Here is a 22935-nt window from a genome sequence, read left to right on the forward strand (position 1 = left end):
ACCCCTCACGGGGAAGGGCTTCCGGCGTGCGCCGCCGGGCCCTCGGCACCCGGCCCGCGGTGCGCCATGGACGGGAGGACGGGACAGTGGCACAGGTTTGGCCGGGCGACGCCTACCCCCTCGGGGCCCGGTTCGACGGCGCGGGGACCAACTTCGCCGTCTTCTCCGAGGCGGCCGAGCGGGTGGAGCTGTGCCTGTTCGACGGGCCGGCGGGCGACGGCGAGGAGACACGGCTCACGCTCCCGGAGGTGGACGCCTTCGTCTGGCACGGCTACCTGCCGGGCGTCATGCCGGGACGGCGGTACGGCTACCGCGTGCACGGGCCGTACGAGCCCCGCCGCGGGTTCCGCTGCAACCCGGCGAAGCTGCTCCTCGACCCGTACGCGCAGGCCGTCGAGGGCGAGGTCGACTGGGACGCGTCGTGCTTCGGCTACGACTTCGGCGACCCCTGGTCGCGCAACGACGCCGACTCGGCGGGCCACACGATGCGGTCGGTGGTGGTCAGCCCCTACTTCGACTGGGGGGACGACCGCCCGCCCCGGATCCCGTACCACGAGACGGTGATCTACGAGGCCCACGTCAAGGGGCTCACGGCGCGGCATCCGGAGGTCCCGCCGGCGCTGCGCGGCACCTACGCGGGCCTCGCCCACCCGGTGGTCACCGACCATCTGCGCTCGATCGGGGTGACGGCGGTGGAGCTGATGCCCGTCCACCAGTTCGTCCACGATGATGCGCTGACGAGCCGCGGCCTGCGCAACTACTGGGGCTACAACACGATCGGTTTCTTCGCGCCGCACAACGAGTACTCATCGTCCGGGCAGCGGGGCGAGCAGGTGCTGGAGTTCAAGGCGATGGTGAAGGCGCTGCACCAGGCGGGCATGGAGGTGATCCTGGACGTCGTCTACAACCACACCGCCGAGGGGAACCACCTCGGGCCGACCCTGTCGTTCCGGGGCATCGACAACGCCTCGTACTACCGGCTCGCGGACGACGACCCGCGCTACTACATGGACACGACGGGCACCGGGAACAGCCTGCTGATGCGCAGCCCGCACGTCCTGCAGCTGATCATGGATTCGCTGCGGTACTGGGTGACCGAGATGCACGTGGACGGGTTCCGGTTCGACCTCGCCGCGACGCTGGCCCGCGAGCTGCACGCGGTGGACCGGCTGTCGGCGTTCTTCGACCTCGTCCAGCAGGACCCGGTCGTCTCGCAGGTGAAGCTGATCGCCGAGCCGTGGGACGTCGGCGAGGGCGGCTACCAGGTCGGCAACTTCCCGCCGCTGTGGACGGAGTGGAACGGCCAGTACCGCGACACGATGCGCGACTACTGGCGCGGGCAGCCGGGCGCGATGCCCGACTTCGCCTCCCGGCTGACGGGTTCGTCCGATCTTTACGCCGACGACGGCCGCCGCCCGATCGCCTCGATCAACTTCGTGACGTGCCACGACGGGTTCACGCTGAACGACCTCGTCTCCTACAACGGCAAGCACAACGAGGCGAACGGGGAGAACAACCGGGACGGGACCGACGACAACCGGTCGTGGAACAGCGGGCACGAGGGCCCGGCGGACGACCTGGACATCGTCGCGCTCCGCGAACGGCAGAAACGCAACTTCCTGACCACCCTGTTCCTGTCGCAGGGCGTCCCCATGCTGCTGCACGGCGACGAGATAGGCCGGACCCAAGGCGGCAACAACAACGCCTACTGCCAGGACACGGAGATCTCGTGGGTCGACTGGACGGGCCTGCGCGACGACACGTTCTTCGACGAGCGCGGGCCGCTGCTCGACTTCGTCCGGCGCCTGTCCAAGCTGCGCACCGAGCACCCCGTCTTCCGGCGGCGGCGCTTCTTCCTCGGCGACCAGCGGACGAAACGGGCCCGCAAGGCGGCGCGCCGCAAGTCGGACGCGGAGGCGGAGTACGAAGAGCTGCCCGACCTGGTCTGGTTCACACCGGGCGGGCAGGAGATGGCCGACAAGGACTGGTCGGCCGGCTTCAACAAGTCGCTCAACGTGTTCCTGAACGGCGACGCGATCGGCGAGCCCGACCCGCGCGGGCGGCAGGTCCGCGACGACTCGTTCCTGCTGCTGTTCAACGCGCACGACGGGGACCTCGCGTTCACGCTCCCGCCCGCCGTCTACGGGCAGATGTGGATCAAGATGCTCGACACCGCCGACCCGCTGCTCGCCGAGGAGGAGTCGCCCGTCGTGAAGGCCCGCGAGAACGTCCCGGTGGGCGCCCGCTCCATCCAGGTCCTGCGCCGGGTCTGAGGACGCTCCCTCCATGCACGACGACATGCACGCCGAACCCGCCGCCGAGGAACCGCTCCCCGCCGACCCCCCAGAGGAAGCCGTGTCCGAGGACCACAGCACCGAGAAGAGCCTGGCCGACGACCTCGTCCCCGCCGAGGACCCGTTCGCCGCACCGCCGTCCGGCACCTACCGCCTCCAGCTCCGCGGGACGCCCGACGGGCGCTTCGGGTTCGCCGAGGCCGCCGCGCTCGCCCCTTACCTGGCGTCTCTCGGCGTGTCCCACGTCTACCTGTCACCCGTCCTGCAGGCCGCGCCCGGCTCCACGCACGGCTACGACGTCGTCGACCACTCCCGGCTCTCGGACGAGCTGGGCGGCGCCGAGGCGTTCGGCGCGATGGCGACCCGGTTCCGCGCGCACGGCCTGCGGGTGCTGGTCGACATCGTCCCCAACCACATGGCGATCCCCGAGCCGCACGACCTGAACCTGCCGCTCGCGGAGGTCCTCGAAGACGGGCCGGACTCGGCGTTCGCGACGTGGTTCGACATCGACTGGGACGCGGGCGGCGGCCGGATCGTCCTCCCCGGTGAGGGCGAGCCCAACTACCGGCGATTCTTCGACATATCCGGGCTCATCGGGCTGCGGCAGGAGGACCCGGAGGTCTTCCGGCGCACCCACGGGCTGCTGCTGGGCCTGATCGAGCAGGGCCTCGTGGACGGCCTGCGCGTCGACCACCCGGACGGGCTCGCCGACCCGCGCGGCTACCTGCGCCGGCTGGCGGAGGCCGCGCCGGACCGCTGGGTGCTCGTCGAGAAGATCACTGAGGGCGAGGAGCGGCTGCCGCCCGACTGGCCGTGCGCGGGCACCACCGGCTACGACTCGCTCGGCATGATCGGCGGGCTCTTCATCGACCCGGCCGGCGAGAAGCCGCTCACCGACCACTACGTGTCGCTGACGGGGAATCCGGCCGAGTTCGAGGAGGTCGAACACGACGCGCGCCTGCACGCAGCCACGCACGGGTTGAAGCCTGAGATCGACCGGCTCTTGCGCGTCCTCCATCGGGTCGTGGGCGAAGGTCGACCCGGCCTGGAGCGGGCTCTGGTCGAACTGCTCGTCGCCATGCCCGTGTACCGCGCGTATGTCGTGCCGGGGGAGGACGCACCGCAGCAGGCCGTGGACGTGCTGAACGAGTCCGCCGACCGTGCCCGTGCCCACCTGCCCGAGGACCTGCACGACGACCTGGAGACCGTCGTAGACCTGGCTCTGGGACGAGGTGAGCGCACCGATGCCGAGTTCATCGTGCGGTTCCAGCAGACGTCCGCACCGCTCGCGGCCAAGGGCGTCGAGGACACCGCCTTCTACCGGTGGAACCGCATGGCCGCGCTGAACGAGGTGGGCGGCGCCCCAGGGCGGTTCTCCGTCAGCCCAGAGGACTTCCACGCGTACTGCGTCAGGCTCGCGCGCGACTGGCCGTTGACGATGACGACGCTCTCCACGCACGACACCAAGCGGGAAGAAGACGTACGGGCCTGGCTGGCCGTGCTGGCGGAGATCCCAGGCGAGTGGGCGGACGCGGTGGAACGGTGGCGGACATGGGGTTCCGCCCCGTCGCCGCTGGAGCCCGACCTCGAATACCTGCTCTGGCAGACGCTCGTCGGCGCCTGGCCGATCACCCAGGGCCGCCTGGAGGAGTTCCTCATCAAGGCGATGCGCGAGGCCAAGACCCGTACGTCTTGGGTCGAGCAGGACGCCGGCTACGAGGAAGCCGTGCTCGCTTATGCGCGGGGCGTGCTGTCCGATGCCGACCTCATCACCGACATGACGTCGTTCGTCGCCAAGCTGGCGCCCTACGCGCGCGTGAACACGCTGGGGCAGAAGCTCGTCCAGCTGGCGATGCCCGGCGTCCCGGACGTCTACCAGGGCTGCGAGCTGACCGGGCTGGCGCTCGTCGACCCCGACAACCGGCGGCCGGTCGACTACGGGCGGCGCCGCGAGCACCTCGCCCGGCTCGACACCGGCCGCCGGCCGAAGGAGTCCGACGACGAGAAGCTGCTGGTCACCTCGCGGACGCTGCGGCTGCGCCGGGCGCACCCCGAGTGGTTCGGGCCGGGCTCGCGGCACGAGCCGGTCGCGGCGCGCGGGCCCGCCGCCGAGCACCTGATCGGGTTCGCCCGGGGCGACGCGGTCGCGCTCGCCACCCGGCTGCCCGTGGGGCTGGAGCGCCGCGGCGGCTGGGACGGCACGCGGGTGGACGTCCGCCACCAGGGCTGGCGGGACCTGCTGACCGGCTGCACGCACATGGGCCCGATCCTGGACGCGGGCCGCGTCTTCGAGCATCTGCCCGTCGCGCTGCTCGTCCCCAGGGAGATCGATAGGTGAGCGCACGGTTCGCGGTGTGGGCGCCGGCCTCCCAACGCGTCGAGGTCGTGGTCGACGGCGTGACGCGGCCCATGGAGGCGCAGTCATCCGGCTGGTGGGAGACCCGAGTCCCCGACGCGGGCCATGGGACGGACTACGGGTTCGTCCTGGACGGCGCCGACGAAGTACTGCCCGATCCCCGTTCGCCCTGGCAGCCCGATGGCGTGCACGGTCAGAGCCGTGTCCACGACCACGGCCGGTTCGCCTGGACGGATCAGCACTGGCATGGCCGTCCCCTCCCCGGGAGCGTCCTGTACGAGATGCACGTCGGGACGTTCACGCCGGAAGGGACCTTCGACGCCGCGGCCGAGCGTCTCGACCATCTGGTGGCGCTCGGGATAGACGCGGTGGAGTTGCTGCCCGTGGCGTCCTTCCCCGGACACCACGGATGGGGGTACGACGGTGTCCACCTGTGGGCGCCGCATGAGCCGTACGGCGGTCCGGACGGGTTGAAGCGATTCGTCGATGCCGCCCATGCGCGTGGCCTGGCCGTCATTCTGGACGTCGTCTACAACCACCTCGGCCCGGACGGCAATCGCCTGGGGAGCTTCGGCCCGTACTTCACCAGCGCGCACGCCACGCCGTGGGGCGATGCAGTGAACTTCGACCAGGAGGGCTCGGACGAGGTCCGCGCGTTCGTCGTGCAGAACGCGCTGATGTGGTTGCGCGACTACCACTTCGACGGGTTGCGGATCGATGCCGTCCACGCCATCACCGACCACAGCGCGGTGCACGTCCTCGAAGAAATGGGACGCGCGGTGGCCGCGGAGTCCGCTCACCTCGGGCGCGAACTCTTTCTCATCGCCGAGTCGGACCTGAACGACCCGCGACTGGTGACGTCCAGAGAAGCGGGTGGGTACGGCCTGGACGCGCAGTGGAGCGACGACTTCCACCACGCCCTGCACGCGGCCCTCACCGGCGAGCGGCAGGGTTACTACTGCGACTTCGGCTCCCTGGAAACGCTGAAGAAGGCCATTACCAGAGTCTTCGTCCATGACGGGACCATGTCCACCTACCGGGGGCGGCGTCACGGGCGTTCGGTGAACGTCCGGGAAACACCCGCACACCGTTTCCTCGGCTTTCTGCAGAACCACGACCAAGTTGGCAACCGCGCCTCGGGGGACCGCATCGGCACCCTCTTGCCGTCCCCAGGCTTGCTCAAAGTGGGTGCGGCTCTGCTTTTGCTCGCGCCGTTCACGCCGATGCTCTTCATGGGCGAGGAGTGGGGCGCGTCCACCCCCTGGTGCTATTTCACCGACCATCAGGACCCCGACCTGGCGCGGGCCGTCAGCGAGGGACGCCGACGTGAGTTCGCGCGGCACGGCTGGACGGGCGAGGTTCCCGATCCACAGGCTGTGGAAACGTTCCGCCGCTCGGTCCTCGACTGGACGGAGCCGGACGATCCGCACCACGCTGACCTGCTGGAATGGCATCGCGCCCTGATCTCGCTGCGCAGGTCCAGGCCCGAGCTGAACGACCCCCGGCTGACGGCGACGCGGGTCGAGGCGGACGGGAACGGGGCGCGCTGGCTGATGCTGCGGCGCGGTGAGATCCGCGTGGCGGCGAACCTCGGCGACGTCCCGGTCGTGCTCCCGGCCGCTCCGGCCGGCGTACGTCCCCGGCTGCTGCTCGCCTCAGATCCGGCAATTCACCTCGATACGGACGAAGGCAGCGATTCCGGAACGGCCTCGGTGGAGTTGCCGGCCGCCTCCGTCGCGGTTTTTCGCTGACCCCTGCACACGCGTAATGCGGCGTAGACCCGGGTATTGCCGGATATGCCGTGTTCGTGAATGTACTACGAGTGGCAAACCGCAGGTCAAGAGCGCGGAGGCGGCCCGGTAATGGTCAAGAATGGTCATACGATCGGTTCATGACCTCAGTACTGCTCGCCGAGGACGACACGTCCATCTCCGAGCCTCTCGCCCGCGCGCTGCGTCGCGAGGGGTACACCGTCGAAGTAAGCCCGGACGGCCCGCAGGCGCTGGAGCGGGCGCTCGGCGGCGGGGTGGACCTGATCGTCCTGGATCTCGGCCTTCCCGAACTGGACGGCCTTGAGGTGGCCCGCAGGGTACGGGCCGAGGGGCACGGCGTGCCCATCCTGATCCTGACCGCCCGGGCCGACGAGGTCGACACCGTCGTCGGGCTCGACGCGGGCGCCGACGACTACGTGACCAAGCCGTTCCGGCTGGCCGAGCTGCTCGCCCGGGTGCGGGCACTGCTGCGCCGGGGCAGCACCGAGACCCCGATCGTCCAGGGGGTGCGGATCGACGCGGAGTCGCGCCGCGCCTGGATGGGCGAGCAGGAGCTCCAGCTGACCACCAAGGAGTTCGACCTGCTGCGCGTCCTCGTCCGGGACGCGGGCAAGGTCGTGACCCGCGAACAGATCATGCGCGAGGTGTGGGACACCAACTGGTGGGGTTCCACGAAGACCCTCGACATGCACATTTCCTGGCTGCGCCGCAAGCTCGGCGACGACGCCGGCAGCCCCCGCTACATCACCACGGTGCGGGGCGTCGGCTTCCGGTTCGAGCGCGGCGACTAGCACCGGCCGCCGCGGCCGCGCGGGACGACCGGGAGCCTTCCCGAGAGGCGCCCGGTCCCCGTGCCGCGCGCCCGCGGCCCCACCCTCGAAGGAGCCCTGATGAGGCGCCGACTCCTGCTGTCGACGCTCGCGGTGGCGGTGGTCGCGATCCTCTTGCTCGGCATACCCCTCGCCTACGCCGCCCACAAGCTCGTCTACGAGGAGGCCGCCCGGTCGCTCGACCGGGAGGCGTCCTCCATCGCCGGCAGCGTCGGGTACAGCCTGGAGAAACCGCAGCCCGTCACTGGCGCGATCATCGCCCGCGAGTATCCCGGCCGACACATTTCCGTCACCCTGCCGGACGGCCGCACCGTCACCGCCGGCCCGCCGCGCCGCGGCCGCGTCCTCAGCGCCACCGCCGTGCACGGGGGGGTCCGCGTCCGGGTGTCGCGCCCGGAGCCGGAGGTCCGCGACGCCGCGCTGCGGCTGATCCTGCTGATCGCCAGCCTGGCGCTGCTCGGCGTCGCCGTCACCGTCGGCCTCGCGATGGTGCAGGCCCGCAAGTTCATGCTGCCGCTGCGCGAGCTCGCCGAGACCGCCGACCGGCTCGGCAGCGGCAACGCCCGGCCGCGTCCCCGCCGCTACGGCATCCCGGAGATCGACCAGGTCGCCGAGGTGCTGGACCACAGCGCCGTCCGCATCACCGACCTGGTCGTCGCCGGCCGCCAGTTCGCCACCGACGCCAGCCACCAGCTCCGCACGCCGCTGACCGCGCTGTCCATGCGGCTGGAGGAGATGATCGAGGCGGCCGAGTACCCCGACGTCGTCCGCGAGGAGGGCGCCGCCGCCGTCGCGCAGGCCGAACGCCTCGTCGCCGTCGTCGAGCAGCTCCTCGCCCGCGCCCGGCACGACCCGACCGGCGGCGCCGTGCCGTCCCCGATCGACGAGATCATCGCCCAGCAAGTCAAGGAGTGGCGGCCCAGCTTCCGCAAGGCCGGGCGGGACGTCCGCATCATCGGCGAGCAGGGCCTCGTCGGCCTCACCAACCCCGACGGCCTCTCCCAGATCGTCGCCACGCTCCTGGAGAACTCCCTCGCGCACGGCGCCGGCACCGTCACCATCCACACAAAACCGGGCGTCGGCTCGGTGGTCGTCGAGATCGGCGACGAAGGCACCGGCATCCCGCCCGAACTCGAACCCCGCATCTTCGACCGCAGCGTCAGCGGCGCCGGGGGCACCGGCCTCGGCCTCTACCTCGCCCGTTCCCTGGCCATCGTGGACGGCGGCCACCTGCAACTCGTCACTGCCCGTCCCGCCGTCTTCCGCTTAGTCCTCCGCGAACCCGCCGAAGCCCGCCTGGCCACTGAACGAGTGGTGATCGGCCCCGCCTGACCGGGCCGCGAGCGCGGCGACCCGCCGCGCTCGCGGCCGGGGTGGTGGAGGACGCCGTCGTGGACGACGCCGTCAGATCTCGGCGTAGTCCTCGGTGTGGGTGTCCAGGGGGTGGCCCAGCCGGGGGGAGTGGCCGCCGGCGCGGTGGATGCCCGAGGTGTCCGGGGCGGCGGGGGCCTCGGGGAGGCCGGACGCCGGGTCGACGCTCGGGGCGCTCGACGGCAGGAACACCCACTTCTTGTACGACCAGAAACGGAACAGCGTCGCCACGCCGGTGCCGATGATCAGGGCGATGTTGTAGAAGACGGCGCCGTCCAGGCCGAGGACGTAGTGCGAGAAGCCGATGAACAGCTCGGTGATCACGAGGCCGACGCCGTTCAGCGCGAAGAACAGCACGTACTCGCGGCCGAGGCCGGTGCGGTCGCGGTGCCGGAACGTCCAGTAGCGGTTCGCCAGGTACGAGAACGTCGTCGCGATGATCGTGGCGACGCCGTTGGACGTCAGGGGGCCCACCCCGAGCCCGGTGTGCAGGCCGTTGCCGATCACGACCGTGATCACGAACGCGATCGCGCCCACACTGCCGAACTTGGCGAGTTCCTGCACGAGGTGCGCGAACCGCCGATGGAGTTTGGCGACCAGGCTCACGAAGGGGAACCGTCCTTCCGGACTTCGTCGAACGCCACGGCCGACGGCGCGGCGGCTGATGCGGAGGCACCACGAGAATAGACGCCCGCTGCCGCGGGGGCGTCGGAACATGAACGTTTCACCCTCACCAGGCGTTCCCTGCCCATTGCCGAGATCCCCACACACCTACGACGCCGGACGCCGGGGATTCGTTCGGGGCGGGCGGCCGATAACCTTCTGACGTGACAGTTCAGCGCCCTTCGACGGGGGACGGCCCCCAACGCTCCCCGGATCGGCCGCGCCGGGCGGAAACGCCGGTCGTCGGCATGGCGGGCGGTGGGCAGCTCGCCCGGATGACGCAGCAGGCCGCGATCGCGCTCGGCGTGTCGCTGCGCGTCCTCGCCGGGGCGCCGGACGAGTCGGCCGCCAAGGTCGTGCCCGACGCCAGGGTGGGGGACGACCGGTCCCGCGACGACCTGCTGGCGTTCGCCAAGGGCTGCGACGTGGTGACGTTCGACCACGAGCACGTCCCGGGCCCGCACATCCGGGAGCTCGAGGATTCGGGCGTCCCGTGCCGTCCGGGCGCCGCGGCCCTGGCCCACGCCCAGGACAAGCTGGTCATGCGCGACAGGCTGCGCGACCTCGGCGTCCCGTGCCCCGCGTACGCGCACGTGCCGGCGTCGTCGCCGGCGGAGTTCCTGGCGGAGTTCGGCCGCGAGCACGGCTGGCCGCTGGTGCTCAAGGCCACCCGCGGCGGCTACGACGGCAAGGGCGTCTGGATCGTCGACGAGCCGTCCGGAGAGGCGGAGCGGCTGATCGCGGAGGGCGTCGACCTGATGGTCGAGCAGCACGTCCCGTTCCGGCGGGAGCTGGCCGCGCTCGTCGCGCGCTCCCCGTACGGGCAGGGCGCCGCGTACCCGGTCGTGGAGACCGTCCAGGAGGGCGGGATCTGCACCGAGGTGATCGCCCCCGCGCCGGGCCTGCCGGACGACCTGGCCGCCGAGGCGCAGAGCCTCGCGCTGCGCGTCTCGGACGAGCTCGGCGTCGTCGGGCTCCTCGCGGTGGAGCTGTTCGAGACCGGCGACGGCCTGCTGGTGAACGAGCTGGCCATGCGCCCGCACAACTCCGGGCACTGGACGATCGAGGGCGCCCGCACGTCGCAGTTCGAGCAGCACCTCCGGGCCGTCCTCGACCTGCCGCTCGGCTCCACCGAGCCCGCCGCCCCGTACACGGTCATGGCGAACGTGCTCGGCGGCGACGACCCGGACGTCTACTCCCGCTACTTCCACGTGATGGCCCACGACCCGGCCGTCAAGGTGCACATGTACGGCAAGGAGTCGCGGCCGGGCCGCAAGATCGGCCATGTGACCGCGTCCGGCGACGACCTCGCCGACGTCCGCGAACGGGCCCGGCACGCCGCCGACTACCTGCGGTGGGGGACGAAGATGGGGGAGCACACCAAATGAGCGGAGCGATCCGGGGGGTGTGGGGGGTCGTCCCCCCACAGGAGGCACGATGACCGGTCCGGTCGTCGGCGTGGTGATGGGCAGCGACTCGGACTGGCCCGTCATGGAGGGCGCCGCGCAGGCGCTGGCCGAGTTCGGCGTCCCCTACGAGGCCGACGTCGTGTCCGCGCACCGCATGCCGCACGACATGATCGCCTACGGGGAGGGCGCGGCGGACCGCGGCCTCCGCGTGATCATCGCGGGCGCGGGCGGCGCCGCGCACCTGCCGGGGATGCTCGCGGCGGTGACTCCGCTGCCGGTGATCGGCGTGCCCGTCCCGCTGAAATACCTCGACGGCATGGACTCGCTGCTGTCGATCGTGCAGATGCCCGCCGGCGTCCCGGTCGCGACGGTCGCGGTCGGCGCGGCCCGCAACGCGGGGCTGCTGGCGGTCCGCGTCCTGGCCGCGTCCGACGAGGGTCTGCGGGCCAAGATGAAGGTCTTCCAGCAGGACCTCTACGGCCAGGCGAAGGCGAAGGGCGCGCGGCTCCGCGAGAAGAGCTAGCGGCGCAGGGCCCACTCGACGGCGGGGCAGCGGTCCATGACGACGTCGAGCCCGGCGTCCCTCGCGCGCCGCGCCGCCGCCTCGTCGATCACGTCGAGCGGCAGCCACACGGCCCGCGCGCCCGCCGCGATCGCCTCGTCCACCGCCCGCCCGGCGTGCTCGGCGCGCCGGTAGACGCCCACGACGTCCACCGTGCCGGGGACGTCGGCGAGCGACGCGTACCCCCGCTCGCCGAGCACCTCGCGCGCGTCCGGGTGGACGGGGACGATCCGCTTCCCGCGCTGCTGCATCAGCCGGGCCTGGTTGTAGACCTCGCGGTGGGGGTTGTCGCCGAGCCCGACGAACGCCCACGTCCCGGACTCCTTCAGCAGCCGCCGGATCACGTCCTGGTCGGCGAATTCGTCAGCCATGCCCACGACAACAGCTCCCGCGATCCTTTGCTTCCCCCCGGCTCAGGGGCGTCCGAGGGCCCGGTAGTTCCAGCCGGCCGCGCGCCAGCGCTCGGGGTCGAGCGCGTTGCGCCCGTCCACGATGTTGCGTTCGGCGACGACTTCGGCGAGCGCGTTCGGGTCCATGCCGCGGAACTCGGCCCACTCGGTCAGCAGCAGCACGACGTGCGCGCCGCGGGCCGCGGACAGCGTCGAGTCGCCGTACTCCAGTGACGGCTGGGCGCGGCGTGCGTTCCGCATGGCCTGCGGGTCGTACACGGTCACCTCGGCGCCCTGGGCCCGTATGGACGCGGCCACGTCCAGCGCGGGGGAGTCGCGGACGTCGTCGGAGTTGGGTTTGAACGCGGCGCCGAGGACGCCGACCGTCCGCCCGGCGAACGAGCCGCCGAGCAGTTGCCGGGCGAGGTCCACCATCCTTATCCGCCGCCGGATGTTGATCTCATCGACCTCGCGGAGGAAGGTCAGCGCCTGGTCGGCGCCCAGCTCCCCGGCGCGGGCCATGAACGCCCGGATGTCCTTGGGCAGGCAGCCGCCGCCGAACCCGAGGCCGGGGCCGAGGAACTTGCCGCCGATCCGGTCGTCGTAGGAGAGCGCCTCGGAGAGCTTCGTCACATCGGCGTGCGCGGCCTCGCAGACCTCCGCCATCGCGTTGATGAACGAGATCTTGGTGGCGAGGAACGCGTTGGCCGACACCTTCACCAGTTCCGCGGTCGGGAAGTCGGCGGTGATGAACGGCGTCCCCTCCGCGATCATCGTCCGGTAGATCTCGCGGAGCACCTTCTCGGCGTGCTCGGCGGCCCCCTGCTCGGCGGGCAGCCCGGCCACGATCCGGTCGGGGTGCAGGGTGTCCTGGACGGCGAACCCCTCGCGCAGGAACTCCGGGTTCCACGCGAGCACGGCGTCGCCGCCGGCCGGCGCGACCCTGTTCAGGGTCTCCGCCAGCCCCGCCGCCGTCCCCACCGGCACGGTGGACTTCCCCACGATGAGGCAGGGCCGCTGAAGCAGGGGCGCCAGCGAGGCGATCGCCTCGTCGACGTAGCTCAGGTCGGCCGCGTACTCCCCGGCCTTCTGCGGCGTCCCCACGCACAGGAAGTGGACGTCGCCGAACTCCGCGGCCTGCTTGTAGGACGTGGTGAACCGCAGCCGCCCGGTCTCCAGGCCCCGCCGCAGGACGGGCTCCAGCCCCGGCTCGTAGAACGGCAGGTCGCCGTCCGACAGCCGTGCGATCCGCTCGGCGTCCACGTCGAGGCCGAGCACCTCGAATCCCAGGTCGGCCATGCACGCCGCATGCGTGGCGCCCAGGTAACCCGTTCCGATGACCGTCAGCCGGTACGTCAAGACCCGCTCCCTTCGATTCGCGGTCGCCGACTAGCGGCCTTGGTGGAAACGTGCCCGCTCCGGGCCCGTACCCGCGCCGCCCGGCAGGCCCTACTGGCGGGTAGCATCTGCGGCATGAGTTCTGACTTTCCCACGTATGCGCCGTCCGAGGAGCATGAGCTGCTGCGGCGTACGGTGCGTGAGCTGGCCGATGCCAAGATCGCTCCTTTCGCGGCGGAGGTGGACGAGGAGTCCCGGTTCCCGCAGGAGGCCCTGGAGGCGCTGGTCGCCAATGACCTGCATGCGGTGCACGTGCCCGAATCGTACGGGGGCGGTGGAGCGGACGCGCTGGCGACGGTGATCGTGATCGAGGAGGTCGCGCGTGCGTGCGGGTCGTCGTCGCTGATTCCGGCGGTGAACAAGCTGGGCACGGTGCCGGTGCTGCTGGCCGGTTCGGAGGAGCTGAAGAAGAAGTACCTGGCGCCGGTGGCGCGGGGTGAGGCGATGTTCTCCTATGCGCTGTCGGAGGCCGAGGCGGGGTCGGACGCGGCGGGGATGAAGACCCGCGCGGTGCGCGACGGCGGGGACTGGGTGCTCAATGGCGCCAAGATGTGGATCACCAATGCGGGGGTGTCGGAGTTCTACACGGTGATGGCGGTGACCGATCCGGCCGCCGGTGCCCGGGGCATCTCGGCGTTCGTGGTGGAGAAGTCCGATCCGGGCGTGTCGTTTGGGGCCAAGGAGCGCAAGCTGGGGATCAAGGGGTCCCCGACCCGGCAGGTGATCTTCGAGGACACCCGGATTCCGGCGGATCGGATCATCGGTGCGGAGGGGACGGGGTTCAAGACGGCGCTGGCGACGCTGGACCACACGCGGATCACGATCGCGGCGCAGGCGCTGGGGATCGCGCAGGGCGCGCTGGATTTCGCGTTGGGGTATGTGAAGGAGCGCCGGCAGTTCGGCAAGCCGATCGCGGATTTCCAGGGTGTGCAGTTCATGCTGGCCGATATGGCGATGCGGCTGGAGGGGGCGCGGCAGCTGACCTACCACGCGGCGATCAAGTCCGAGCGGGCGATGCACGGTGAGAAGATCCCCGATCTGACGTTCGTGTCGTCGGCGTGCAAGGCGCTGGCTTCGGATGTGGCGATGGATGTGACCACCGACGCGGTCCAGTTGCTGGGCGGGTATGGGTACACGCGGGAGTTCCCGGTGGAGCGGATGATGCGCGACGCCAAGATCACCCAGATCTACGAGGGCACCAACCAGATCCAGCGCATGGTCATGGCCCGCCAGCTCCTCAAGTAGCCGCGGAAGGCCGGGGGCGGAAACGTGCCCCCGGCCTCACGGAGCAGATGTGGGGCCGAGGACCAGGGCGGCGGCGAGGTCGAGGACGTCCGCACGGTCGCGGCCCTCGTGGTCGGCCGCGAGGGAATGGTGCCCGATCGCCACGCAGAAGGCGATCAGGCTGCGGGCCTCGATCTCGTCGGGATCGGAGCAGAAGGTGCCGATCATTTCGCGCAGCAGGCCCATGCGCCGGTTGTCCACCCGCCGCAGGCGTTTGGCCACCGCCTCGTCCCGCCGGGCCCAGTCGCGCACGGCGAGGTCGAGGGGAAGCAGCCGCTCGCTGGAGAAGGTGAGCGCGCCCGCCCGCCGGGCCTTGGCCTTCGGGTCGCCGCCCGTCTCCTCGACCCGGTCGATCACCTCGTCGACGCTCTCCCGCTCCCAGGCGTCCAGCATGGCCTCCAGCAGCGCGCCGCGGTCGGCGAAGTACCCGTAGAAGCCGCCCTTGGTGACGCCGAGCCGTTTGGCCAGCGCCTCGACGCGCACGGCGTCCGGGCCGCCCGTGGCCAGCACGCGCAGACCCTCCTCGATCCAGTGTTCCCGCGGTGTCCGGGGAGCGCCCATGGTGTGTCCCGCCTCACATATACGCAGCCGTATAAACAGGTTAGCCTGCCGTTATACGTAACCGTATACCTGCGGGGCGGTGAGACGACCGCCAACGTCATCGTTCGCACGCCCTGATGAGGTGAAGATGCGACTTTCCAACTCGGCCCACGCGCGGCAGCCATGGCGAATCCACGCCATCGCACCCGACTTCCATGTGCAGGACGTGTGGTCCTACCGCACCCCCGGCGCTGGACCGGACGACTTTCCCGTAATGCTCGCGCTGATGGAGAACGCCGGCGGATTCAGCCACCAGCCCCGTCCGGTCAAGCTCCTGTTCGCGGTGCGCTGGACACTCGGTCGCCTCCTCGGATGGGACAAGCCCGGCACGGGCCTCGGGACCAGAGTGGAATCGCTGCGCGATCGGCTGCCGGCCGACCTCGCCGAGACCACCGCCCAGGACTCCGGCGGCTCGCCGTTCACCCCCGTGTACCGGCTCGGCAACGAGGACGTCCGTGAACTGGCGAACAAGACCGTCCACGGCGTCATGCACCTGGGATGGGCGCCGACCGCCGCCGGCGACTACGAGCTGCGGATGGCCGTCCTGGTCAAGCCGAACGGCTGGTTGGGACGGCTCTACATGGCCCTCATCGCACCGTTCCGCCACCTCATCGTCTACCCGATGCTGACCCGCCAATGGGAACGCGTGTGGGGAAACCGCCCTCCGGACGCCATGGGCGGCCTCGCTTGATGCCGATGCGCCTGAAGTAGCCCGGCGTTGACTTTCTCACAAAATCCATGTTCGATCCATCGCATGGAAGGTTCGGAGCGAGTCGCTGCGCTCATTGAGCGGTTGCGGACCACCGAGCACGTCACGGTGGTCGAGCTGGCCGAGGAGACCGGTGCGTCCGAGATGACGATACGGCGCGACCTCGACCAGCTCGCCGGGCGCGGTGTGCTGCGGCGGGTGCGGGGCGGCGCGGTGAGCCTGCTGCTGCGCGGTGAGGCGATGCCCTTCGCCGTCCGCGAGCAGGAGGCCGCCGGCGCCAAGGAGCGCATCGCCGCCGAGGTGGACGGCCTGCTCGCCGACGGCGAGGCGGTCATCCTGGACGGCGGCACCACCACGCTCACCGTCGCCCGCGCGATCACCGCGCGGCGGCTCACCGTCGTCCCGCTCGACCTGCACGCGGCGAACGCGCTCAGCGGCGCCCCGCAGGTGCGGCTGCTCGTCCCCGGCGGGCGGACCGCTCCCGGGGCGCTCGCGTTCACCGGGCCGCTGACCGAGGCGTCGCTGGCCACGCTGCGCGTCGACACCGCCGTCCTCGGGGTGTGCGGGCTTTCGCCCGAGCACGGGCTCACCGCCCACGAACTCGACGAGGTCCCGGTCAAGCGGGCCGCGATCGCCTCGGCCCGGCGCGTCGTCGCCGTCTGCGACGGAACCAAGTTCGGGCGTACCGGGCTCGGGCTCGTGTGCCCCGTCACCACGCTCGACATGGTGATCACCGATCGCTCCGCGCCGGCGGCCGCCGTGTCGCGCCTCCGCGACGCCGGGGTGGACGTCCGCCTTGTCTGATCCACAGCGGTCGTTGCGCGCGGGCCGGATCGCCACCTTCGCCTACTTCGGGCTGAACGGCTTCCTGCTGGGACTGTGGATCGTCCACATCCCGGTCATCGAGGACCGCGCGGGGATCGGCCACGCCGTCCTCGGCTGGCTCCTGCTCCTGCTCGGCGCCGGAGCCCTCGGCGGAATGCAGATCGCCGGGCGTCTCACCGACCGCGCCGGCGCCCGCGTCGTCGTGCCGCTCAGCGCCGCCGTGTGCAGCGCCGCGCTGGTTCTGCCGGGCGTGGCCGCCGACGCCTGGACGCTCGGCGCGGCACTGCTGGTGTTCGGCGTCGGCAACGGCGCGCTGGACGTCTCCATGAACGCGCACGCCGTCCAGGTGGAACGCGGCTACCGGCGGCCCGTCATGTCCGCCTTCCACGCGACCTTCTCCCTCGGCGGCGTCCTCGCCGCGCTGGTCGGCGCCCGGACGCTCGGCTGGGGCTGGAGCCCGGCGGCGACCCTGGGCGCGGTGGCCCTGCTCGGCGGCATCGCCGCCGCCCTGACCGCCCCCGTGCTCCTCCGCCCCGACACTCCCCAGGGCGCCGCACCCGCCGCTGGAGGACGGACCAGGACACCTCGCCGCATCTGGATGATGGCCGCCCTCGCCCTGATGGTCATGCTGTCCGAGGGCGTGGCCAACGACTGGAGCGCCCTGCACCTGCGCGACGGACTGGACGCGTCCGCCGCCACCGCCGCACTCGCCTACGGGGCCTTCGCCACCGCCATGACCGTCGGCCGCCTGCTGGCCGACCGGGTGGCGGCGCGCTTCGGCCCGGTGGCCGTCCTCCGCTACGGTGCCGGCCTGGCCGCGCTGGGGCTGGCGGTGGCGGCGCTGTCCCCCCGGATCCCGTCCGCCCTCACCGGGTGGGCCCTGTTCGGCGCCGGGCTCTCCGGCTGCGTCCCGCAGCTCTTCAGCGCGGCGGGCCACCACGACCCGGACGCCGTCGGCGCCAACGTCTCCCGGGTCGCCGGCCTCGGCTACCTCGGCATGCTCGCCGGACCCGCCGTCATCGGACCCTTGACCGACCTCGTGCCGCTCAACCTCACGTTCTTCCTGCCGGTAGCCCTCTGCGTCGTCGCCGCGTCCACCGCAGGCATCCTGCGTCCGCCGCGCGGCCCCCTCGACAAGGCCCGCCCCACCGAACCGGACGCGTCCGCCGACCCGACCGCCACGTCCGGCCCGCACCGCTGACCACCGCGCCGTCTCGACGGCACCACCTCGCCCCGCAGCCGGCGCGGCGAGGGCGCTCGACACGCCGCGTCCGCCGGCACCGCGTTCAGCGCGCCCAGAGGTGATGTTCAGATTGCGTCACGGTAAGCGATTAATCCGTGACACAATGACGAGATTCCCCGTGCATCTGCCAGTCGGTGATCATCCCCGAATGTGAAGCAGGAGTTCTCGATGCCGGTGTCCGTTGCCACCATGCCTGAGACACGTCCCCCGGCCGGTGCCGGAACCCGTCGCACGGAGGTGCTCGGGCTGGCGGCGCTGCCGTCCGCGGTGCCGGCCGCGTGGCACTTCGCCCGCGCGCTGCTGGGAGCTTGGGAGGTGGGGGAGGCCCGCCGGTGGGCATGCCAGCAGGTCGTGGCGGAGTTCGCCGGCGACGCGCTGGCGGCGGCGCGCGGTACCGCGATGCTGACGGTGCGGTTCCGGTTGTGCGCCCGCTACCTCGTCGTCGAAGTCCACGACGACGGCTCAGGGTGGTCGCGGGCCGCGCCGGACGGCAGCGGCCGAGGGCTCCCGCCGATCGGATCCCTCGCGTCCGAGTGGGGCGTGTACGCGCAGGCGGGCGGCAGAGTGGCGTGGGCCGCCTGGGGGCTCGCCGAGAGCACAGGGTTCGCGAGTGATGCGAATCCGGCCGACCTGCCATCCGCCGAAGGTCTCATGGATCCGGTAACGCCGCACAACTGGTGATCAACATCTCACCGCCAGGGCGGAGCAGGCTGCGGGGGACGGGCGGTGGGCCCGTCCCCGGGCGTGCGGGTCAGTCGTGGGAGATCTTCAGGGTCACCGTGCCGTCCTTGTTCAGGCGGGGACGGAACGTGATGCCGTTGTAGGTCGCGCTGGTGTTCGTCTTGGCGTCCACCGTGCTGATCATCTTGGTGCTCTTGCTGCGGATGGTGAAGGTCGCCCGGCTGTCGTCGATCTTGATGTGGATCGGGTCGAGGCCGTACTTCTTGTCGAGCTTGATCGTCTGGCCGTCGCGGACCTTGACCTCGCACTCGGCGTCCGCGCACTCCTTGAGCTCCTTGTCGCCCTCGGCGGCGGGCGGGGCGGACGGGTCCGCCGCGTCGGAGGACGGCGCCGCGTCGGAGGACGGCGCTGCGGCCGATGGCGCCGCGGACGGGGCGGCATCGGACACCGCCGGTTCGGGCGGCGGGGCGGCGTAGGCGCTCGCGGCGGCGATGCCGGCGGTGAGCGTCAGCGAGACGGCGGTGGTCGTGGTGAGCAGGCCGAGAACCCTGATCGACATCCTCTGGACTCCTGATCGATGACTGCATTCTGTCACTGGTCCGTTACCCAGTGTATTCGATCAAGAACATCCCGTCATGATCGTTCGTCCACGAGGAGGGTCTGCAGGGCCCGGCCGAGGTCGCCGGAGCGGTCGGCGAGGGTCGCCTCGCAGAGGGCGCTGCCGCCGGGGTCGGCGTTCAGGGACGCGGCCATGCACAGCCACTCGCCGACCGGGTCGCGGTGCAGGGCGACGGTCAGGTCGGTGTTGATGATCAGCCACTTGGAGAGGTCCAGCTGGCTGCCGATGCCGGACGCGCTGTCCGCGAGCCTCAGGGCGTGCACCAGTGGCGTGTCGCCCTCGCCGGCCACCAGCGGGATCCGGGACCGGGCCCAGGTCGTGCCGGGGCCGGGCTCGCCGAAGGAACCCTCGACGGGACGCCACTCCATCGCCGCGAGGTAGCCCTCGACATGCAGGCCGTGCCACGTCCCGAACTCCGGAGTCGAGCCGGGCAGCGGTGTCGGGGCGGGAGCGTGGCTGACGGGTTCCAGGTGGGACGGCGCCGCCATGATCCGCCAGGCGGTGGCGCGGACGACCGTCCGTCCCTCGTGGGCGATCTCGCCTTCGAGGAGGCTGACCCGCTTGCCCGGCCGGACGACGCGGACGCCGACGTCGAGCGCGGCGACCGGGACGGGGCTCAGGATCTCCACCGTGACGCGGGCGATGCGGGTGCCGGGGACGGGGTCGTGCCGCTCGAAGGCCCGTCCGATCAGGGCCGACACCGGGCCGCCGTGCTGGAAGTCCGGTGACCAGGGGCCCGCCGTGGCGGCGGTGCTGGTGAAGCGGCCGTCGCCCAGCGGCTCGTAGTAGGCCCCGGCGGGCGCGTCCTTGCTCATGCGGCTCCCTCCCACGTCCACTAGAACGTTATTCTAGCGGTGCTCAGGCGCAGAGCTTCGACGTGGCCGTGCCCGTCTTGATCGCGGGGGACGAGGACGGCGACGCGCTCGGGGCCACCTTCACCTTCTTCACGCCGTCCCAGTTGGCGCCCACCATGACCTGGACGCGCGAGCCCAGGGACGGCACCTTCTTCAGCTTGGCGCCGGGAATCGCGGCGGCCAGCGTCTTGGCGGAGTCCTCCCGGCCGGGGCCGTACTGGATCTGGGTGGTCTGCAGCCCGCGCCGCGCCACGCCCGGCGCGACGGTCACCTTGAAGCCGAGGTTCCGCAGCTGGCTGCCCGCCCTCGTCGCGAGGCCCTTGGTGCCGATCGCGTTCAGGACGCGGACGGAGACGTCCTGCGGCGGCACGGTCAGCTCGTCCTCGGGCTTCTGCGTCGGCGAGGCGCTCGGCTTCGCGGTGTGCGGGGCCAGCGGCTGGTCGCGCCTGATCCGGGTGAACAGGTCCTGCGCCTTCCCCCGGTCCCACTGGACGGTCGACTGCGGCGTCGGCGCGTTCCACAGGACGGCGTTGTAGTCCGGGTTGGACAGCGGCACGTTCGCGAACGTCAGGTCGTCGGTCGACAGGCCCTTCATCTGGTCGGCGAGCTTCGGCAGGCTGTCGGCCAGCTTCGAGTCGACGCGCAGCGACTTCAGCGCGGCGTTCAGGAACTTCGTCGACTTCACCGGGTCGCCCAGCGTCTTCGTCGACAGCGCCTGTTTCATCATCGCGGCCATGAACTGCTGCTGCCGGTCGATGCGGCCGAGGTCGCTGCCGCCGGTCAGCGTGTAGCGGGCCCGCGCGAAGGCGAGGGCCTTCAGGCCGTCCACGCGCGACTTGCCGGCGGGCAGCCGGAGGCCGCTCTTCGGGTCGTCGACCGCCTGCTCGGTGCACACTTCCACGCCGCCGAGCGCGTCCACCATGTGCACGAAGCCGTAGAAGTTCACCTCGACGTAGTGGTCGATCGACACGCCGGTGGCCTGCTTGACGGTGCTGACGGTGAGGTCGGGCCCGCCGAACTGGTACGCCCAGGTCAGCTTGCCCGGACGGGCCGCGACGCGCGCCCCCTTCGCGCCCTCCGAGCCGTTCGACCTGTGCGGCGGGATCGTGACGTAGGAGTCGCGCGGCAGGCTCACCACCGACACGCTGTCGTGGTCGCGGGACACGTGCACCAGCAGCATCGTGTCGGAGCGCTCCCCGGCGTCGTGGCCGAGCTTCGCCGCCTTCTGCTGCGCCTTCGTCAGCCCCTCGCGCCGGTCGACGCCCGCGACGAGGATCGTCATCGCGCCCTTCGGCGCGTCCCCGCCCTTGCCGAGCCCGTTCACCGAGACCTTGTCGATCGCGCCGGTGACGTAGTTCTGGAACGCCCACGCGCCGCCCGAGGTCAGCAGCACGAACGCCGACATCGTCCCGGTCAGGGTGAGGAAGCGCTTCTGCCGCCGCGCGCTCATCGCCGCGCGCGGGCTCAGCTGCCGGCCGGGACGGCGCGGGCCGCGCGGGCCGTCCACCGTCACCCGCGGCGCGGGCATCCCGTCGATCGTCACGCCGTCGATGCCGGCGTCGCCGTCGCTGTCGCCGCCCGGCGCCGGCTGCGCGCCCGGACGCGGCCGGAAGTAGCGCTCCAGCGGGTCCGGCTCCGCCGAGCGGCCCTCACCGCGGCCCTCGCCGCGACCCGAGTCGTGCCCGTCTGCCATGCCGGCCGCCGCCTCCCGAAGATCACGTTCCGCCGTGCGTCCCCACCACTCTAAAGTGGGGGACACCCGTCCGTTCGCTACCTGGCCCTCGTGTCCTTGCAGTAACGTGGCGCCGTCTTGACCACACCCCGGCGGCCCGCACGCGAACCTGGGTGGCGTGGGCCGCGTCAGGCAAGCGAGCAAGAGAGGAAGGGCGCCCGCCTCCGGTTGTCCCGGTCGACGTGCGTCCGCGAGCCCACATGAATTCGTCTCCCCGTGCCCATCGCGCCACGAACCAGGAAACCCAGTACGCCGTGAAGACCCGTCCCGAGTCCGGTGAGCGCACCTGGCCCGCGGTGTCGGTGGTGATGCCCGTCCTCAACGAGCAGCGCCACCTCGCCGACGCCGTGCGCGGCATCCTGAGCCAGGAGTACCCCGGCGAGCTGGAGCTCGTGCTCGCGATCGGGCCGTCCCGCGACCGTACCGAGGAGATCGCCCGGAAGCTGGCCGCCGAGGACCCGCGCGTCCTCGTCGTCGCCAACCCGACCGGGCGCACCCCGCAGGGACTCAACATCGCGATCAAGGCGTCGCAGTACTCGATCATCGTCCGGGTGGACGGGCACTCGCTGCTGCCCGCCGACTACGTCCGGGCGGCCGTCGAGACCATGGAGGACACCGGCGCCGACAACGTGGGCGGGATCATGGCGGCCGAGGGCGTCACCCCGTTCGAGAAGGCCGTGGCGCGCGCGATGACGTCCAAGCTCGGCGTCGGCAACGCCCGGTTCCACACCGGCGGCGAGGCGGGCGAGGTCGAGACCGTCTACCTCGGGACGTTCCGCCGCAGCGCGCTGGAGCGGGTCGGCGGCTACGACGAGACGTTCGTCCGCGCCCAGGACTGGGAGATGAACCACCGCATCCGGGAGACCGGCGGCCGGATCTTCTTCACCCCGCGCATGCGGGTCACCTACCGGCCCCGTCCGAACCTGCGGGCCCTCGCCAAGCAGTACTTCCACACCGGACGCTGGCGGCGCGTCGTCGGGCGCGAGCACCAGGGCACGCTGAACCTGCGCTATCTGGCGCCGCCGATCGCCGTGGTCGCGATCGCGGCGGGCGCGGTCGCCGGGCTGTTCGGGTTCTGGCCGGGCTGGCTCCTGCCCGGCGGATACGCGGCCGCGATGGTCCTCGGCGCCGCCGTGGAGGGGCGCGGGCTGCCGCTCGCGGCCTGGGCGCGTCTCCCGCTGGTGTTCGCCACCATGCACCTGACCTGGGGCTTCGGCTTCCTGACGAGCCCGCCGCGGCTCGGCCAGCCGACGCCGGTGAAACCCGGCGAGTCCGTCCAGTAGCGGGCAGAAGGCATATCCACCGTCGAACCGGCGTGCGCTCCCGCGCGTCTCAGCGTTAGGT

The 22935-nt window shown here is 71.7% G+C and carries 20 protein-coding genes; 13 read left to right on the top strand and 7 right to left on the bottom strand.

From position 1 onward, the window contains the following. The first annotated feature begins 86 nt into the window (after positions 1–86). From glgX to AL2_RS05715, 5 genes are all read left to right on the top strand, one after another. Complete coding sequence (gene glgX, locus AL2_RS05695) at positions 87–2273, top strand: glycogen debranching protein GlgX (protein WP_067629906.1); 2187 nt, start codon at positions 87–89, stop codon at positions 2271–2273. Positions 2274–2286: 13 nt separating this feature from the next. After that, positions 2287–4632 carry a malto-oligosyltrehalose synthase gene (gene treY / locus AL2_RS05700; RefSeq protein WP_218003629.1) on the top strand — a complete coding sequence of 782 codons (2346 nt, stop codon included), beginning with the start codon at positions 2287–2289 and terminating at the stop codon, positions 4630–4632. Positions 4633–4646: 14 nt separating this feature from the next. Then, complete coding sequence (gene treZ / locus AL2_RS05705) at positions 4647–6401, top strand: malto-oligosyltrehalose trehalohydrolase (RefSeq protein ID WP_369688482.1); 1755 nt, start codon at positions 4647–4649, stop codon at positions 6399–6401. Positions 6402–6541: 140 nt separating this feature from the next. Beyond that, on the top strand, positions 6542–7213 hold the full coding sequence (locus AL2_RS05710; protein WP_026402549.1) for a response regulator transcription factor: 672 nt from the start codon (positions 6542–6544) through the stop codon (positions 7211–7213). Between the two features lie 99 nt (positions 7214–7312). Beyond that, positions 7313–8584, top strand: a complete 1272-nt coding sequence (locus AL2_RS05715; protein WP_067629913.1) for a sensor histidine kinase — start codon at positions 7313–7315, stop codon at positions 8582–8584. A gap of 72 nt (positions 8585–8656) precedes the next feature. Here AL2_RS05715 and AL2_RS05720 read toward each other — a convergent pair whose 3' ends face one another. Continuing rightward, positions 8657–9229, bottom strand: a complete 573-nt coding sequence (locus AL2_RS05720; protein WP_245666347.1) for a GtrA family protein — start codon at positions 9227–9229, stop codon at positions 8657–8659. A 221-nt stretch (positions 9230–9450) separates the two neighbouring features. On the opposite strand from AL2_RS05720, the gene AL2_RS05725 reads away from it, so the two are divergent. Then, on the top strand, positions 9451–10674 hold the full coding sequence (locus AL2_RS05725; protein ID WP_281181569.1) for a 5-(carboxyamino)imidazole ribonucleotide synthase: 1224 nt from the start codon (positions 9451–9453) through the stop codon (positions 10672–10674). A 49-nt stretch (positions 10675–10723) separates the two neighbouring features. After that, complete coding sequence (purE, locus tag AL2_RS05730; RefSeq protein ID WP_067629919.1) at positions 10724–11218, top strand: 5-(carboxyamino)imidazole ribonucleotide mutase; 495 nt, start codon at positions 10724–10726, stop codon at positions 11216–11218. Here the strand turns inward: purE and AL2_RS05735 are convergent. Together AL2_RS05735 and AL2_RS05740 are read right to left on the bottom strand one after the other, a co-directional pair. After that, complete coding sequence (locus AL2_RS05735) at positions 11215–11628, bottom strand: CoA-binding protein (protein ID WP_067629922.1); 414 nt, start codon at positions 11626–11628, stop codon at positions 11215–11217. The two genes, purE and AL2_RS05735, sit on opposite strands and share 4 nt — an antisense overlap. A 42-nt stretch (positions 11629–11670) precedes the next feature. Further along, a complete protein-coding gene (locus AL2_RS05740) occupies positions 11671–13005 on the bottom strand; it encodes a UDP-glucose dehydrogenase family protein (protein ID WP_083945955.1) in 1335 nt (444 codons plus the stop codon). Between the two features lie 114 nt (positions 13006–13119). On the opposite strand from AL2_RS05740, the gene AL2_RS05745 reads away from it, so the two are divergent. Next, positions 13120–14289, top strand: coding sequence for an acyl-CoA dehydrogenase family protein (locus AL2_RS05745; RefSeq protein WP_083945957.1), 1170 nt, complete (start codon positions 13120–13122; stop codon positions 14287–14289). Positions 14290–14325: 36 nt separating this feature from the next. Here the strand turns inward: AL2_RS05745 and AL2_RS05750 are convergent, their stop codons facing one another. Beyond that, the gene (locus AL2_RS05750) at positions 14326–14889 is read right to left on the bottom strand and encodes a TetR/AcrR family transcriptional regulator (protein WP_067629925.1); all 564 of its coding nucleotides are present in this window, start codon (positions 14887–14889) and stop codon (positions 14326–14328) included. Between the two features lie 127 nt (positions 14890–15016). Here AL2_RS05750 and AL2_RS05755 point away from each other — a divergent pair, with 127 nt between their 5' ends. The 4 genes from AL2_RS05755 to AL2_RS05770 all read left to right on the top strand — a co-directional run bounded on the left by AL2_RS05755 (position 15017) and on the right by AL2_RS05770 (position 18386). After that, positions 15017–15619: a DUF2867 domain-containing protein gene (locus AL2_RS05755; protein ID WP_067630437.1), complete on the top strand. Its 603-nt coding sequence runs from the start codon at positions 15017–15019 to the stop codon at positions 15617–15619. Between the two features lie 63 nt (positions 15620–15682). Further along, positions 15683–16441, top strand: a complete 759-nt coding sequence (locus AL2_RS05760) for a DeoR/GlpR family DNA-binding transcription regulator (protein ID WP_067629928.1) — start codon at positions 15683–15685, stop codon at positions 16439–16441. Next, a complete protein-coding gene (locus AL2_RS05765) occupies positions 16434–17663 on the top strand; it encodes an MFS transporter (protein ID WP_210748488.1) in 1230 nt (409 codons plus the stop codon). The genes AL2_RS05760 and AL2_RS05765 overlap by 8 nt, the downstream gene beginning before the upstream one ends. A 231-nt stretch (positions 17664–17894) precedes the next feature. Next, a complete protein-coding gene (locus tag AL2_RS05770) occupies positions 17895–18386 on the top strand; it encodes an ATP-binding protein (protein WP_157438012.1) in 492 nt (163 codons plus the stop codon). 70 nt (positions 18387–18456) lie between these two features. On the opposite strand, the gene AL2_RS05775 is transcribed toward AL2_RS05770, so the two are convergent. From AL2_RS05775 to AL2_RS05785, 3 genes are all read right to left on the bottom strand, one after another. Next, on the bottom strand, positions 18457–18945 hold the full coding sequence (locus AL2_RS05775; RefSeq protein ID WP_067629937.1) for a hypothetical protein: 489 nt from the start codon (positions 18943–18945) through the stop codon (positions 18457–18459). A gap of 74 nt (positions 18946–19019) precedes the next feature. Further along, a complete protein-coding gene (locus AL2_RS05780; protein ID WP_157438013.1) occupies positions 19020–19820 on the bottom strand; it encodes a thioesterase family protein in 801 nt (266 codons plus the stop codon). Positions 19821–19863: 43 nt separating this feature from the next. Continuing rightward, on the bottom strand, positions 19864–21552 hold the full coding sequence (locus AL2_RS05785) for an LCP family protein (protein WP_067629942.1): 1689 nt from the start codon (positions 21550–21552) through the stop codon (positions 19864–19866). Positions 21553–21791: 239 nt separating this feature from the next. Here AL2_RS05785 and AL2_RS05790 point away from each other — a divergent pair, with 239 nt between their 5' ends. Further along, entirely contained in the window at positions 21792–22874 is a 1083-nt protein-coding gene (locus tag AL2_RS05790) for a glycosyltransferase family 2 protein (RefSeq protein WP_083945959.1), read from the top strand. The last annotated feature ends 61 nt before the right edge of the window (positions 22875–22935 follow it).

It is taken from the genome of Actinomadura latina NBRC 106108, from assembly GCF_001552195.1.
Taxonomy (GTDB): domain Bacteria; phylum Actinomycetota; class Actinomycetes; order Streptosporangiales; family Streptosporangiaceae; genus Spirillospora; species Spirillospora latina.